The sequence below is a fragment of the Pseudomonadota bacterium genome (genome assembly GCA_039033415.1).
Lineage (GTDB): Bacteria > Pseudomonadota > Gammaproteobacteria > Xanthomonadales > SZUA-38 > JANQOZ01.
In genome coordinates this window covers 119968-134789 of the sequence record JBCCCR010000008.1, presented here as the reverse complement: position 1 = coordinate 134789, position 14822 = coordinate 119968, and the positions used below count along the sequence as shown (strand labels likewise).

Genomic DNA, 14822 nt, shown 5'->3' with positions numbered 1-14822 from the left:
GAGCCTAGTGGGGCTAGGCTTTCGCGACGCGGCCGCCGATTTCCGAGGCTTTGTGCATGAACTCGTCGAGGATCATGCGTCCGGTCACATCCGGGCCCGGCGCATCGGGAAACACTTTCCGCATGTGATCGCAAAGGGCGGTCAGCATGGGCGCGTTGGCCTCTTTCATCGGACCGAGAATCTCATTGCCGATCTTTGAGTCAAATTCGTGCAGCTCGAAGAAATAGGCTTCCTGGCCGCGGGTCAAAAAGCCCAGCACGGGCCCGGCGGATTCCGGGCTGTCCAGATCTCTGCCGGAGCGGAACTCGATCTCTTTGCACAGCCGGACGGCGCTCTTCGCGTACTTGATGATCGGCTCCGCCACGTTGGCGGTATCCAGATCGGAGGCGATCAGCGTCAGGCGCACCCGGCGCTTCAGGGCTGAATCCTCAGCCCATTCGGGATTGTTCTGGTCGAGCTCTTTGACCAGCATGGGCGCCAGTGCGCCGCAGGAGCTTGCGGCTTCGGCCGGCGAGATGTTGGGGTTTTGCTTCGGCTGTACGTTGAAGGTGCTACCCGCGATCATCATTTCCAGATCGTCGAACACCTCTCGGTCGGAATCCGAGTCAAAGCCAACGCCCGTTAGGATTCGGTGGGCCTCCTGGATGCTGGCGCGCTCGTTGTTACCGATCAGCGCTTCGATGTCAGGCTTTTCCCGCTGCCGCAAATCGTGTGTCGCGGCAAACAGCGTCAGCATGACCCAGTCCAGTGGCTTGAGGCGCTGCGCACCCGCCCGTTCGCAAAGATAGTTGATTCGCCCGACGAGAATTTCTACCGCGTGGCCTTCGTTGTGGTAATGGTGGAGATCATCACCCCAGGCGCCGTGACGAAGCGCCACGCGAGCGTATGCAATAATCAGCGCGCGCTGGGCTTTGTCCAGAAAATCGGAAAATGCTTCCTTGCCGAAGTTTTTTTCAAAAGCGGCGCGGCGCTGCTGAACGTAGCGCAGAAAAGACGGATCTTTCTCGCTGAGCATCTCCTCAGCGATACGAAAGTCTGCAATCTCCTGTTCAACCGCGTCCGGCGGAAAAGTGACCTGAGTCATGAGGCATCGCTTCCCAGCTGCAATTGAACAGGTAAGCTGCCAGCGTCACACCTGGCGCTATTCGACGTCATGGTGAGCAAGCGGTGGCAGTTCCCCGCTGCCTGTTATTGTTCTTCCCGCCTAAGTATAGAACCGCGTAGGTAAAAAAGTATAGCCGGGGGGACGTCAGATAAGTCTGACAGCCGACCGGAAGATGGCGTGTGCGTCGTCGGTCAGGGATCGAGCTGGAGGGCTGCCATCCGCCGGGTGAGGGTGTTTCGGCCGCAGCCAAGCAGTCGGGCGGCCGCCTCCTTGCGACCACGGGTTCGCGCCAGCGCGGCTCGGATCATGAGCCGCTGGAGCTGATCGCTGGCGGCGCTCATCGGCATTTCGGTGCCGTCGCTGAGCCTTTCTTCAAACCAGTTTAAGAACAGCTGCTCCCAGCTGCGGCTCGCCGGAGGCAGGCTCGGCGTATCGCTCTTGAGCCGTCCTCGAAGCTGCTCAGCGCGCAGCAGACGCCCGGGCTCCATAACCGTCAGGCTGCGGCACAAGTTTTCGAGCTCCCGAACGTTGCCGGGCCACTGGTAGCGGTGCAGCAGGTCGAGCGCGTCGGCCGTCAGCTGCTTGGTCTCAAGGCCGGATTCCGTGGCTGCGCGGCGCAGGAAGTGTTCCGCCAGCAGCTGAATATCACCGTTGCGATCCCGCAATGGAGGAACCCCGATCTGCACGACGTTCAGGCGGTGATAGAGGTCTTCGCGAAAGGACCCGCCAGCGACCTGGGTCGCCAGGTCCTGATGGGTGGCGGCGATTACCCGCACATCCACACCGATCAGCTGCCGCCCACCAACCCGAAAGAACTGCCCCTCCGCCAGCACGCGCAGAAGCCGCGTCTGCAGGGAAGGGGGCATGTCTCCGATCTCATCGAGAAACAGCGTACCGCCGTTGGCCTGCTCAAAGCGGCCAAAGTGGCGCTGTGTCGCCCCGGTGAAAGAACCCCGCTCGTGGCCAAACAGCTCAGATTCGAGCAACTCGTGCGGCACCGCTGCGGTGTTCATGGCAACAAACGGGCCGTCGCTGCGAGGACCGAGGCGATGGAGCGCCTGCGCGATCAGCTCCTTGCCGGTGCCGGTTTCGCCAGTGACGAGCACCGAGAGGTGCGAACGGGAGAGCCGGCCGATCTGACGAAAGACCCGCTGCATGGCCGGCGAGTCGCCGATCATGTCTGGCTGGGTGGTACTGCCGGCGGCTGGCGTCGCGGCGGCGTCTTCCAGCGCGCGCGTGACCGTATCGACCACTTCGTCGACGTCGAAAGGCTTGGCCAGGTATTCGTGGGCGCCGCGGTCGAACGCGCTGACCGTCGTATCGAGGTCCGAATAGGCGGTCATGACGATGACCGGAAGGTCGGGCGCGTCCACAGTAATCCGGGAAACCAGATCCAGGCCGTTCATGCCCGGCATTCTGACGTCGGTGATCAGCAGGTCTGGCCAGCCGCTGCTAGCGGCTTTGAGCATCTCGTCCGCGGCGCCGAAGCTGCGTACTTCCCAGTCGTCGCGTTTGAGCGCACGCTCCAGAACCCATCGAATAGACTCGTCGTCGTCGACGACCCAGATATGCGACGGGGCCATCACGGGAGCGGGAACAGCCACTGCATGGTTGTTGGGTTGCCGGCGCCGGCCAGCCGCACGATCCCGCCATGCTGGTGGGCCACGCGCTGCGCGATGGTCAGCCCCATGCCCGAGCCGTCAGAGCCGGAAACCAGCGGGACAAAAAGCATCGCCTGCAGATCCTCTGGCACGCCGGGGCCGTTGTCCTGCACCTCAACCGCCAGGGCCGAGCGGCTGCGCCCGTCGGGTAACGCCACGCCCCGCTTGACTCGGGTGCGAAGGGTGATACAGCTCGCGCCCGCCTGCACGGCGTTGATGGCGATATTCAGGAAGCCCTGGACCAGCATATCCATGTCGCCGGTCAGGCGCGGGACTGAGGGGTCGTAGTCGCGCACCAGGTCGAGGTCGGGATACTGGGCGCGAAGAAGCTGACAAACCCGCTCCAGCGGTCGGTAGATGTTCAGCCGCTGGTGCTGACCGCCGCCGCGGCGCGACTGCAGGTTGTCGACCAGCCGGGCCAGCCTATCCACCTCAGCCACGATAATTTTGGTGTACTCATGCAGGCCGGGGTCGACCTGAGATTCCAGTAGCTGGGCCGCACCGCGCATCCCGCCCAGCGGGTTCTTGATTTCGTGGGCCAGCGAGCGGGTGAAACGACCCAGAGCCTCCTGGCGCCAGCGCTCCTTGAGGCTCTGGTCGTATTCCGCGCGCCCCGCCAGAGGCATCATTTCGATGCGCAGCCGATCCTCGCCGGGCTCGGACCCGCGACCAGGCGACGTGGTCGGGGTGAAGGCCACGTCGTAAGCCTGATTCATGTGGCTGGATGATTCAGGGCTGAAACCCTGGATGATGATTTCGCGTTGGGCCATGGCGCGGCGCGCGGAAGGCAAGAGCAGCTCGCCGAGCGGCCCGATACTCTCCAGCGGAGTGCCCAGGGCAGGGTTCTGGCCGGCACAGCCAATCGCCGCCTCGTTGAGGTAGCGCAGCCGCAAGTCCTGATCGATGAGCAGGACCGCGAGCGACAGTTCATCCAGCGACGGGGGCGGATCGGCAGGGCCCGAGGCGGTCTGCTCCTTCAATGCGGATCGGACTGTCAGCACCAGCTCCCCAAGAATATGAACCTAGTTGCGGGACCGGTTGATGACGGTCTGCTGGCGCATAAAAAACACCACGTCTTCGGTGCGGGCCAGGATCTCGCCGCTGGGCGTGGTGATCTCAGCGCGGATGCGATGTTCGCCGCGGTCGATGTTGGTGAACTCCAGAAAGTTGCCGGTACCGGTGCCGGCCAGGCTGCCGTCGAGATAAAACTGGACGAGGTGGCCACGCGCCAGAGGCTGGCTCGAGGCGACCTGAGCGGTAAACGTACCGCCGGTGCCCCAGAAGTGCTCTTCCTGGGTTGGACTGAGCAGACGAAAGTCGGCGTAGGGGACCAGCTCCTCCACAGGCTCATCGTTCTTGGCCGAGCGGTTGGCTCGCGCTTCATAAGGATCAGCAACCGTAATCGGCGGAAGATCCATCGGCTGGGCCTCCGGATTGGGCGGCTGGTCGGTATAGGTCACGTTGCCGTCGGCGTCCACCGTCTTGTAGATGGCCTGAGCCATTGCGGCGTTCAGGGCGAAAAGCAGGACTGTGCCAGCGATACACATAATCAAGGTTCTCATGGGACAACTTCTCCACATCGGATACCCTTTATTGTAACGCCCGCAGGGCGGATCGAACGTTAAGGTCCGATCCGCCCGCCAGGACCTTAAAGCGAGTAGTACAGCGCCATTTCGACCGGATGCGTGCTCTTACGCAGCGTCGTGACCTCTTCCATCTTGAGGTCGATGTAGCCGTCGATCAGGTCGTCACTGAAGACGTCCCCAGCCTTCAGGAAGTCGCGGTCGGCGTCCAGCGAGGCCAGCGCCTGATCCAGCGAATGGCAGACCGTCGCGATAGACTCTTCCTCTTCCGGCGGCAGGTCGTACAGGTCCTTATCCATCGGCTCACCCGGATGGATCTGATTGCGAATGCCGTCGAGGCCGGCCATCAGCATGGCGGCAAAGGTGTAGTACGGATTGCCGCAGGAGTCGCCGAATCGGACCTCAATGCGGCGGGCCTTCGGGCTGGACACGTACGGGATCCGAATCGAAGCGGAGCGGTTGCGGGCCGAGTAGGCCAGCAGCACGGGCGCTTCAAAGCCAGGCACCAGACGCTTGTAGCTGTTGGTGGAGGCGTTCGCAAAGGCGTTGATCGCCCGCGCATGCTTGAAAATTCCGCCGATGTAGTGAATCGCGGTATCAGACAGGCCGCCGTACCCTTCACCCGACATCAGGTTCTGACCGTCTTTGGCGATGGACTGGTGCACGTGCATGCCGCTGCCGTTGTCGTCGACCAGCGGCTTGGGCATGAAGGTGGCGGTTTTGCCGAAGCCGTGCGCCACGTTGTGGACCACGTACTTGAGAATCATATTCTGATCCGCGCGGGTGGTCAGCGTGTTGAACGCCGTGCCAATCTCACACTGGCCGCCGGTGGCGACCTCGTGGTGGTGGACCTCAACCGGCACACCCATCGCTTCCAGCGTCAGGCACATAGCGCTACGCATATCGTGGAGCGAATCCACGGGCGGGACCGGAAAATAGCCGCCCTTGACGCCCGGCCGATGGCCCATGTTGCCGTCGGGGTAGTCCTTGTTGGTCGCCCAGGCACCTTCCTCAGAGTCGATGAGGTAGGAACACCCGTGCATTTCGTTGCTCCATTTCACGTCGTCGAAGACGAAAAACTCGGGCTCCGGACCGAAGTAGGCCGTGTCCGCGATACCGGACGACTTCAGAAAAGCTTCGGCCCGCTTGGCGGTGGATCGAGGGCAACGGGTGTAGCCCTGCATCGTAGCGGGCTCGAGGACGTCGCAGCGGAGATTCAGGGTGAGCTCATCAGCAAACGGGTCCAGTACCGCCGTGTCGGCCTCGGGCATAAGAATCATGTCGGACTCGTTGATGCCCTTCCAGCCGGCGATCGACGAACCGTCGAACATCTTGCCTTCCTCAAAAAGGTCTTCGTCCACCACGCCGGCGGGAACGGTCACGTGCTGCTCTTTACCTTTGCTGTCGCAAAAGCGCAGATCTACGAACGCAATCTCTTCATCTTTGATTTTTTTAATGACGTCTTCGCCAGCCATGACCATAAAGTTCTCCTCGTGTTTGGAAATCGGGCGGCCCCGATGGGGGGCGTGCTGTGGAAGTATCCGATGAGATGAAGCAAGGCGCGTGCCACGGCAAAAGGCCCGTAAACGCACCGCTGTGGCTCGATAGAACCTCAGATTGCACCAATATTGTGCATTATATTGGTGCGAAATGCATAGAACGCACCAATTCGGCAGGACAAGTGACGACAGATGATGGAGGTTCGAACCGCTGAACACTCCGGGTAGCCTCGGTGTCAGGTGGCGGCCAGCACCAGCAGGAACACGCCCAGCGCAACGCGATAGATGACAAACGGCAGCATGCCGAGCCGCCCAACCAGGCGTAGAAACGCGTCGATGCAAACCCACGCGCCGACGGCCGAGGCCGCCACCGCCAGGGCAAATTCTCCCAGGTGGGGATCCTGGCCGGAAGACAGCAGGTCCCAGGCACTGTAAACCCCGGCGGACCCCAGGGCTGGAATAGCCATCAGAAAAGCGAAGCGGCTGGCGGTCTGGCGATCCAGCCCAGCAGCCAGCCCTGCGCTCATGGTGATGCCGGAGCGGGAGGTGCCGGGGATAAGGGCCAGCGCTTGCGCCAGACCCATGCTGATCATCGCCGCGGGCTTAACCCGGGTGTCGCTGCGGCGGCCCCAGCGATCAGCAAGCCAAAGGACCAGACCAAACACGATCGACGCAGCGCCGATCACCTCGATCCGCCGAAGCTCGGTGCCGATGACGTCAGCGAACAGCACACCGAGAACCACCAGCGGCACGGTGACCAGAACCAGCCAAATCGCCAGCGACCGCGCCGGAAACTCCGGGAATGCCGGCGAGGAGCCACCGCTCAGCATGGCGAGGAGGTCGCGACGAAAATAGCCCACGACCGCCAGCAGCGAGCCGACGTGAACCGCCACGTCCATGGCCAGCCCCTGATCGGCCCAGCCGAACAGTCGGTTGGCCAGTATCAGGTGGGCCGAGCTGGAAACGGGCAGAAACTCGGTCAGCCCCTGGACCAGGGCCAGCAGCAGGATTTGCCAGACGTCCATGGTCTTAGCGGTCTCTAATAAAGGGGGCCGGTATGCTAGCAGTCAATTGAAAAACCGTGTTTTTCAACGCCCGTCGTCCGGCACACGGATGTGCCGGCACTTTCGATGACTGCCAGCTATCGAAAATGTGAGCCAAGTGAAAATCGCATTTTCCATTTGGCGTCGTTGCCATCATCGTAACCATGGGCCATGGATGGCTTATTCAACACCCTACTAGGGTGCGATCGGTGTCTGTGAACCCTCGTAATAAATGCGGTAGATGACGCCGGCGCTGTCGTCCGACACCAGGAGCGACCCATCGTCCCAGACCAGCAGATCAGCCGGTCGACCCCAGACGCTCTCGTCGTCCCCCAGCCAGCCGCTGGCGAACACTTCGTAGCTCGTCACCTCGTCGCCGTCCAGGCGGGCTAACGTCAGGCGATAACCGCTTTTCTTGCTCCGGTTCCACGAGCCGTGCTCCGCAATCAGGATCTGCTCCCGGTACTCCGCGGGAAACTGGCTGCCGACATAAAACTTCATGCCCAGCGGCGCCACGTGGGCGCCAAGCCGCGCAGCCGGCGGACGAAACTCGCTGCAGGCTGCCTGCTCACCAAACTCCGGATCCGCCACGTTTCCACCGTGGCAGAACGGAAAGCCAAAATGCTGACCGGGCTGAGCCAGGTGATTGAGCTCACAGGGCGGCACGTCGTCCCCCATCATGTCGCGCCCGTTGTCGGTGAACCACAGCTCTCCGGTTTGCGGGTGCCAGTCAAATCCGACCGAATTGCGAACCCCCTGCGCCACCGTCTCAACGTTAGAGCCGTCCGGGTCCATGCGCTTGATCTCCGCGTAACCGTCTTCGAGGCAGACGTTACAGGGAGCGCCAACCGGCACGTAGAGTTTGCCATCAGGGCCAAAGCCCAAATATTTCCAGCCGTGGTGCGTTTCGGAAGGAAATTGGTCGGTGACCACCACCGGCGTCGGCGGATTGTCCAGCCGCGACTCGATATCGTCCAGCCGATACACGGTGCTCACCGCACCGACAAACAGGGCGCCGTCGCGAAACGCGATACCGCTCGGGAGCTTCAGGCCACTGGCGATCGTAAAGACCTCATCCGCGCGGTGATCACCATCTTTGTCGACCACAGCGTAGACTTTGCCCGCCTTGCGTGAGCCCACAAACAGCGTTCCCCGATCGCCGCGAGTCATGGCACGCGCGTTGGGCACGTCGTCCGCAAACAGTTCTACGGAAAACCCCTCAGGCAGGGACAGGCGGTCGAGCGGCAGGTCGCGCGCCACCGCGTCGATGCCGACGCTACTGAGCGCCAGCAGTGCGGCGCCGCCGAGAGGCTTAAGTCGAAAATTCATAGTCGTTACCTCAATGGTTTGGCGGCCCCGCCGCCTCAGAAACCCAGATCGCCCGCCAGCTGGCTCAGGGACGGATTCAGCAGGGCAAGGTTTTCGCGGTAGTGCTGATGCTGGCCGTTGGGCAGATGATGATCGGTGAAGCGGCTGTCCAGGCTACGGCCGACGCCAGCCAGGGTGATCTCATAGCGGGCGGTCAGCGGTGCCAGCGGCTCGGCCAGCGCGTCCGCCATCCCATCCGCAGCCGCCGGCAGATCGCCGACGTTCACCGGCAGCAGCGTCACGCCCTCGACGTCCAGCACACTCCGATAAAAATTCAGAAGCGTGTCGGCGCTGATCAAGCCCTCACGCCACCCCAGCGTCCTTGCATGAAGCAGCAGATCTGCGGGATGGCGCACGGCAAGGATGACGGTTGCGCCGGGGAAATAGCTCGCCAGCGCGCCTATGCGAGCCTGAGTCATGGGGACCACATCCAGGGCAAGCACGCGTCCTTCGATGTGGTCGCGACGACGCTCAGCCGCGTTCCAGTACGCCCGGCGCTCTAACCGGTGCTGTTCCTCGGGCGAGCGTTTTCCGCGGCGCCGCTCAGCGCTCGAGTCCAGAAAATCCCGGCGCTGGCCTGGCTCGATGAATCGGTCTTCGAGCACGTCAAAGTGCTGCCCGCCGGCCAGCATCCTGGCGAGCAGGTTGACGCCGCTGCCGGGTGAACCGGTGACCACTACCGGCGGCTCGCGACCATCGTCGATGGGGCTTTCCGGCGCCGGCGGAAGCTCTGACGCCGGCAGGCTGACCGGCGCGATATGGACTTCCCGCGTCACGCCCTGAAAAGCCGTAGCGGCCGCCGCGTAGTCCCCGGCCTGGTCCATAGCGCGCGCCTCAAACTCCCGGGCCAGCGCTCCGTCGCGATCGCTAGAACGATTGGCGGCAAAGTGTCTTAGAGCGCCGACCGCACGCTCGGGTTGTTTGAGCTTCAGCGCCAATTCGGCCGCCAGCAGGGCCACCGCATTGCGCGGCACCTCGGCGCCGTCGGCACCGTCAGTGCCGAGGCTGCTTTCCGCTGTTGCGAGCGCCGCGTTTAAATCGTCTCCCGCCGCCTGCACCGAGGCCAGCGCGAGACTCACTCCCGAGTCGCCCGGGTTTTCTGCCAGCAACTGGCTCAGGCCAGCCGTCGCCGCTTCAGCATCGCCGAGTTCAGCGGCGACCGACAGGGCTTTGACCCGACTCGCCGGCGTCGGCACGGCTTCGAAACACTGCCGCGCCTGATCAAGCTCGCCTCGGGCCCACAGCGCATCGCCAAGTCCTTCGATCGTGGCGTGATGTCCCGGGCGGACCAGCAGGGACTGCTGAAAATGGTCGGCGGCATCGTGCCAGTGCGAAAGCGCCAGCGCCGCGTGGCCGGCAGCTGCCCGAAGAATGGGGTTCCGGGGATGATTCGCCAGTCCCTCATGGGTCACCGCGCGCGCTTCCTCGGCCCGCTGCTGGGCGACGAGCGTGTTCGCCAGCCCAGCTTGCCAGGCCGGCACGCCGGGGCGTTCGGTCAGGCAGGTTCGAAAGGCTTGTTCAGCGATCGCAAACGCGCCTTGCGCCAGCAGGGCTTCGGCCAGCGTCGCCCGGGCCGGCAGGCTTTTCGGATCTATGGACAGAGCGCGCTGACAGAGGTTTACCGCCTCGTCGACGCGCCCGAGGGCGAGGGCTACCTGAGCCAGGTTTGCGTGCACCGGGACCGAATCGGGATCCAGTCGCAGGGCCGTGTTTAGCGTTTTTTTCGCCGTCTCCGGCTCACCCAGCTGCAGCTGCAGGAAGCCGAGCGTGTTGTGACCCTCAGGCAGATTCGGATTGAGGCTCAGCGCGTGTTCGAAGTTGGCTCGGGCCGCCGGCAGGTCACCTTGAGCATATCGGATGCCGCCCAGGGTCGCGTGATAGGTACCCACCTCAGGCTGAAGCTCAATGGCCTTCTCGGTCAGATCAAGCGCTTCGTCCAGGGCACCCGCGTTCTGGCGAATCAGCGCCAGAAAATGCAGGGCCTCAAAGTTCTCCGGCTCCGCCGCCAGCAGCTCACGGTAAGCTTTTTCCGCCGCTTCAATATCGCCCGCCTTATGCAGCGCGATGGCTTGTTCAATCATGATTCGGTGTGTGTCCTGACGTGGTCCGGGACAACAATCGCGCTGTCGCCGATCACGTTATTGAATCGCTGTACGAGAAATTTCACGGCCCAGCTCTCCAGCCGCCACGAGTGAATAAATCCGCAGTGGCCCCCGTGGGGGTAGCGCATGATATCAGTATGGGAAGGCAGGCTGAGGTGATCAAAATCTTCTACCGGAATGACCGGGTCATCCTCGGCCGTCAGCAGCGTGGCCGGTACCTGGAGCCTCGCCAGCCTGGTGCCGGCGATCGAGTAGCCTTCGAAGTATGGAGGCGCCCCCTCATAATCGGTATATCGGCTGACGAGCCGGTCAGTAAGTTCGTACATATCCCCGCTCAGCAGGTCGTCGTCGATGCCGTGGTGGGGAAAAAGACTCTGCTTGCGACGCAGCGAACGCCGCCATTTGCGCATGAAGTAGTGGTTGTAGAACCACGGCGCCTGCTCGATGGCCCGCAGACCGTTGGCCGGGCTGATCAGCGGGCTGACCGCCACCACGTGCGACAGATCGATCCCGGCATCGGGCGCCCGCAGCGCAACCCGCAACGCAAAGTTGCCGCCCAGCGAATATCCGGCCAGCAGCAGCGGCCTGACCGGGCTGAGCTGCTGAATCTCCTGACACGCCTCGACCACCTCGTCGATACGGCAGGAGTGAAAGATGCCCGGATTGAGATGGTGCGTGTCGCCATGATCCCGGAAGTTCAAGCGGAACACGCTGTAGCCAGCTCGCCACAGCGAAAACGCGGTCTCCACCAGATAGGTGGACTCCGCGCTGCCTTCCCAGCCATGAAACAACATCACCAGCCCGCGCGGCCGGTCGACCGACGCCGGGGTATGAAGGCCAGCCAGGCGAACGCCGCTGGCCGTGGTCAGGATGTGCGGCTCGCTGATCTCGCGTAGCGTCCGCATCGGCCGGCTCATGCGAAACCGCCGCAGCGCCGAGCTTGCCATGATGGACTGAAGGTGGGGATTGGCCAGCCCCGGGGCCGGCTTAAAGTGGGTCGTCATGTTCCACCACCTGGGCCACCTTCGAGCGCGCCCAGCGCGCCAGCTCGCTGCGCCCGAGATCGGGCGCCCGGGTATCCAGAAAGTGAATCCGCGCCACCGTCGTTCGCTGCCGCAGCAGCCGAACCAGCGACGCGCCGAAGCTTTCATTGGCGCCGAACGCTATCTCGGGCGTAAAACGTCCGTCCCGCAAAAAGGTGATGGCCACCGGCTGGATCGGCGTGTCGGTCTCTACCGCCGCCTGCAGCATGCGGCCGTGGAACGGCAGGACGGGTCGACCCGGGCCCGTCCGGCCCTCTGGGAAGATCGCCACCGAGCGTCCGCTTCGCAGCCGGTCGGCCAGCGCCCCGGTGACCTGAGCCTGGGAGCCACTATGGCCGCGCTGATGAAACACGGTGCCGCCAACTTTGGCCATAAAGCCGATGAGCGGCCAGCGAGCGATCTCCGCCTTGGCGACAAAACCCGCGGCCAGCTGACTGTGAATGAGCTCGATGTCCGCCCAGGACATGTGGTTGGCCAGGATGAACACCGGCTCCGCGGCGGGCTCGCCGCGGACCTCGATCCGAAACCCAAAGATTCGGAGCATGGTGCCCGACCACCAGGCCATCCAGCCTTCGGCCCACCGCCGGCGCGCACCTTCTTTGTTGTAGCCCTGGGAAACCACCGCGAGCGTCACCGGCAGGCTAACCAGCGCATGCAGCGCCAGCAGCGGCAAGCGGCCGGCCATGCGCAGCATGCCCCAGGGATCGCTGGGGGCGCGAGGAGCGGCGGAGTTTTCCTGCGGATTGGTCATTGGTGTCTGCCTGCCTGCAGCAGCATCGTCTGTTCGTTCAGCGCCTGGATATGCTCATCCCAGTAGCGTCCTTCGGCGAACCAGGGAAACAGCCGCGGAAATGCCGGGTCTTCCCAGCGCCGGGCAATCCAGGCGGCGTACTCTACCATGCGCTGGGACCGAAGCGCCTCAACCAGCTGAAGCTGCGTCCAGGGAAACTCAGCGAACTGCTCGTACCCTTCGAGCAGGCTGTCCAGCTGGCGCTGGCGCTGCACAAGGTCGCTGTCGAGCAGCATCCAGAAATCGTGTACCACCGGGCCGGTCTGGCAGTCGTCGAGATCCACCAGGTGGGGGCCTCGATCGGTCCACAGGACGTTTCCGCGATGACAGTCGCCGTGAATCGACTGTTCCGCCCAGCGGCCGGCGCCCACTCGCTCGGCCAGGGCACTCAGCAGTGCGGTGGTGGCATCGCGGTAGCGGCCCGCAGCCTCCATCGGCAGCTGAGGGCAGGCCTGGACAAAGGCGACGGCGCTTTCCGTTCGCTCAAGGTCGAGCAGCCGCTGACGGTGTTGAAACGGGCGATCCGCAGCGGCGGCGTGCAGCCGACCCAGGAAGCGACCCATCCATTCGAGGTTTTCTTCGCTTTCCAGCAGCGGCTCGCGGCCACCCTGGCGGCGAAAAAGCGCAAAACGGTAGTCCTGCCATGTGAGCAGCGTTTGGCCATCAAAACCGAGCGGCGCGACAACGGGCAGGTCCAGCTCAGCCAGATAGGCTGAGAAGCCGTGCTCTTCCTCGATTGCTTCATTGGTCCAGCGGCCAGGTCGGTAGAACTTGGCCACCACCGGATCCGCGTCCTCCACGCCCACCTGATAGACGCGGTTTTCGAAGCTGTTCAGTGCCAGCAGACGGCCGTCTACGGGCAGGTTGACGCTGGCCACCGCGTCCAACACCTGCTCCGGGCCCAGACCAGCATAAGGCGCGTCATCGCTCACCGCTTTTCGACGACAGCCACCGTCAGGCGGGAGACGCAAACCGGCCGTTGCTGATCATCGTGGATCCGGATCGACCAGACCTGCGACCGGCTCCCGATGTGTTCGGGTGTGGCCACGCCGTGAACCCGACCGTCGCGGACGCCTCGCAGGTGGTTGGCGTTGATCTCCTGGCCGAGCACGATCCACCGCTCCTGATCGACCACCAGCGCGGCGGCGATGGAGCCAAGCGTTTCCGCCAGCACGCAGGAGGCGCCGCCGTGAAGCAGGCCGTAAGGCTGGTGTGTCTTTTCATTGACCGGCATCGAGCCGCGCATAAAGCCTGGGGCAAGCTCGTCGATTCGGATCTCCAGATTGCCCGGCATGCCCCCCTTACAGACCCCCTCGATATCTCCAGCCTGAACCGAGTGATGCCATATGGCGTCAACCGAACTCACAGCCCCGCTCCCGCATAGGCCTGCTCGGAGATCTCGTTCCAGCCCCTGACCTGATCGCCGAATTCGAGATACGAGTCGAGCACCCGTTTGAACTGCGGATCGGCGGCGGCGATCTCCTCAACCACGTCAAGCGAAAGCTGCCGCAGGTATTGCAGCACCGGTTCCGGAAACGGCCGCAGCTCCACCGACGGATCCTTGCGGATTTCGCTCAAGGCGTAGGCGTTCTGGGCCGTAAACTCGGCCGCCATCGAGTCGTTGATCGAACGACACGCGTGGCGCACGATCGCCTGCAGATCTGCCGGCAGCTCGTTGAACGCCTGCTTGTTGACCATGCACTCAAGGGTGGTACCGGGCTCGTGCCAGCCGGGATAATAGTAATAGCGGGCCGCCTGATACAGGCCGAACGCCCGATCGTTGTACGGACCCACCCATTCGGTGGCGTCGATCGTACCGGCCTCCAGGGCGGTGAAAATCTCGGCCCCCGGCAGCGTGACGGGCGTGCCGCCGGCGCGCCGAAGGACCTCGCCACCCAGGCCCGGGATACGCATCTTGAGACCCTGGAGATCCTCGACCGTGTCGATCGGCTTGTTGAACCAGCCGCCCATCTGAACGCCTGAGTTGCCGGCGGGAAACGGGACCAGGTTGAAGTCGTCGTAAATTTCGGTCCAAAGCTCCAGGCCACCGCCTTCGTAGAGCCAGCCGTTCATGGCCTGACCGTTCAAGCCGAACGGGATGGCGGAGAAAAACTGCAGAGCCTGCGACTTGCCCTTCCAGTAGTAGGCGCCGCTGTGGCCCATCTCCGCCGTACCGGCGCTGACGGCGTCGAAGACCTCAAACGCCGGTACGAGGTCACCGGCACCGTACACTTTGACATTGAGCCGGCCGCCGCTCATGGCCGTGATCGCCGCTGCCAGGTCCGCCGCACCGCTGCCCAGACCCGGGAAATTCTGTGGCCAGGAGGTCACCATCTTCCATTCGCGGGAAGGTTCGCTGACCGCTTCCCCCGGGCCGCAGTCGGTCTGAGCGCAACCGCTGACCGCCACAGCGCCGGCCGCCAGAGCGCCGCTCGAGCGCAGAAATGTTCGTCGTTCCATGAAGCTGGGTCGCCTTTGTTGGTTGACCCGTCATTTTACCTCGGCGGGGCGACGGGGGCTTTTCTTACACGTTTTGCGGAGCCGATCGCACGATTTGCCCGCCCCACGTTGCTAAACTATGCTCGGGAATGTTGTCTCGCCCGCCATTAGCGGTGGGCCAGCAGCAGC

General features: G+C 63.5%; 13 protein-coding genes. All 13 read right to left on the bottom strand.

Going from position 1 to position 14822, the window contains the following annotated elements:
* Window positions 1-13: 13 nt before the first annotated feature.
* Window positions 14-1084 (bottom strand): hypothetical protein, encoded by a 1071-nt coding sequence (locus AAF358_08610; GenBank protein ID MEM7705598.1) that lies wholly within the window; start codon window positions 1082-1084, stop codon window positions 14-16.
* 212 nt (window positions 1085-1296) lie between these two features.
* A complete protein-coding gene (gene ntrC, locus AAF358_08605; GenBank protein ID MEM7705597.1) occupies window positions 1297-2709 on the bottom strand; it encodes a nitrogen regulation protein NR(I) in 1413 nt (470 codons plus the stop codon).
* The gene (locus tag AAF358_08600; GenBank protein MEM7705596.1) at window positions 2688-3767 is read right to left on the bottom strand and encodes a histidine kinase dimerization/phospho-acceptor domain-containing protein; all 1080 of its coding nucleotides are present in this window, start codon (window positions 3765-3767) and stop codon (window positions 2688-2690) included. The genes ntrC and AAF358_08600 overlap by 22 nt, the downstream gene beginning before the upstream one ends.
* 21 nt (window positions 3768-3788) lie before the next feature.
* On the bottom strand, window positions 3789-4328 hold the full coding sequence (locus AAF358_08595) for a DUF4124 domain-containing protein (protein MEM7705595.1): 540 nt from the start codon (window positions 4326-4328) through the stop codon (window positions 3789-3791).
* Between the two features lie 86 nt (window positions 4329-4414).
* Window positions 4415-5824 (bottom strand): type I glutamate--ammonia ligase, encoded by a 1410-nt coding sequence (gene glnA, locus AAF358_08590; GenBank protein MEM7705594.1) that lies wholly within the window; start codon window positions 5822-5824, stop codon window positions 4415-4417.
* 260 nt (window positions 5825-6084) lie between these two features.
* Entirely contained in the window at window positions 6085-6873 is a 789-nt protein-coding gene (locus AAF358_08585; protein MEM7705593.1) for an undecaprenyl-diphosphate phosphatase, read from the bottom strand.
* A 213-nt stretch (window positions 6874-7086) separates the two neighbouring features.
* Window positions 7087-8220, bottom strand: a complete 1134-nt coding sequence (locus tag AAF358_08580) for a PQQ-dependent sugar dehydrogenase (GenBank protein ID MEM7705592.1) — start codon at window positions 8218-8220, stop codon at window positions 7087-7089.
* A 35-nt stretch (window positions 8221-8255) separates the two neighbouring features.
* A complete protein-coding gene (locus tag AAF358_08575; GenBank protein ID MEM7705591.1) occupies window positions 8256-10340 on the bottom strand; it encodes a tetratricopeptide repeat protein in 2085 nt (694 codons plus the stop codon).
* Window positions 10337-11365: an alpha/beta fold hydrolase gene (locus AAF358_08570; protein MEM7705590.1), complete on the bottom strand. Its 1029-nt coding sequence runs from the start codon at window positions 11363-11365 to the stop codon at window positions 10337-10339. The genes AAF358_08575 and AAF358_08570 overlap by 4 nt, the downstream gene beginning before the upstream one ends.
* The gene (locus AAF358_08565) at window positions 11349-12155 is read right to left on the bottom strand and encodes a lysophospholipid acyltransferase family protein (protein MEM7705589.1); all 807 of its coding nucleotides are present in this window, start codon (window positions 12153-12155) and stop codon (window positions 11349-11351) included. The genes AAF358_08570 and AAF358_08565 overlap by 17 nt, the downstream gene beginning before the upstream one ends.
* Entirely contained in the window at window positions 12152-13126 is a 975-nt protein-coding gene (locus AAF358_08560; protein MEM7705588.1) for a serine/threonine protein kinase, read from the bottom strand. The genes AAF358_08565 and AAF358_08560 overlap by 4 nt, the downstream gene beginning before the upstream one ends.
* Complete coding sequence (locus AAF358_08555) at window positions 13123-13560, bottom strand: hotdog fold thioesterase (protein ID MEM7705587.1); 438 nt, start codon at window positions 13558-13560, stop codon at window positions 13123-13125. Before AAF358_08555 ends, AAF358_08560 begins: the two co-directional genes overlap by 4 nt.
* On the bottom strand, window positions 13557-14654 hold the full coding sequence (gene dctP, locus AAF358_08550; GenBank protein ID MEM7705586.1) for a TRAP transporter substrate-binding protein DctP: 1098 nt from the start codon (window positions 14652-14654) through the stop codon (window positions 13557-13559). Before dctP ends, AAF358_08555 begins: the two co-directional genes overlap by 4 nt.
* Between the last annotated feature and the right edge of the window lie 168 nt (window positions 14655-14822).

What these genes read in the sequence shown, in the direction of transcription:
- AAF358_08610 (MEM7705598.1), bottom strand. Translation starts at nt 1,084, where the DNA reads ATGACTCAGGTCACTTTTCCGCCGGACGCGGTTGAACAGGAGATTGCA.
- AAF358_08595 (MEM7705595.1), bottom strand. Translation starts at nt 4,328, where the DNA reads ATGAGAACCTTGATTATGTGTATCGCTGGCACAGTCCTGCTTTTCGCC.
- glnA (MEM7705594.1), bottom strand. Translation starts at nt 5,824, where the DNA reads ATGGCTGGCGAAGACGTCATTAAAAAAATCAAAGATGAAGAGATTGCG.
- AAF358_08585 (MEM7705593.1), bottom strand. Translation starts at nt 6,873, where the DNA reads ATGGACGTCTGGCAAATCCTGCTGCTGGCCCTGGTCCAGGGGCTGACC.
- AAF358_08580 (MEM7705592.1), bottom strand. Translation starts at nt 8,220, where the DNA reads ATGAATTTTCGACTTAAGCCTCTCGGCGGCGCCGCACTGCTGGCGCTC.
- AAF358_08575 (MEM7705591.1), bottom strand. Translation starts at nt 10,340, where the DNA reads ATGATTGAACAAGCCATCGCGCTGCATAAGGCGGGCGATATTGAAGCG.
- AAF358_08570 (MEM7705590.1), bottom strand. Translation starts at nt 11,365, where the DNA reads ATGACGACCCACTTTAAGCCGGCCCCGGGGCTGGCCAATCCCCACCTT.
- AAF358_08565 (MEM7705589.1), bottom strand. Translation starts at nt 12,155, where the DNA reads ATGACCAATCCGCAGGAAAACTCCGCCGCTCCTCGCGCCCCCAGCGAT.
- dctP (MEM7705586.1), bottom strand. Translation starts at nt 14,654, where the DNA reads ATGGAACGACGAACATTTCTGCGCTCGAGCGGCGCTCTGGCGGCCGGC.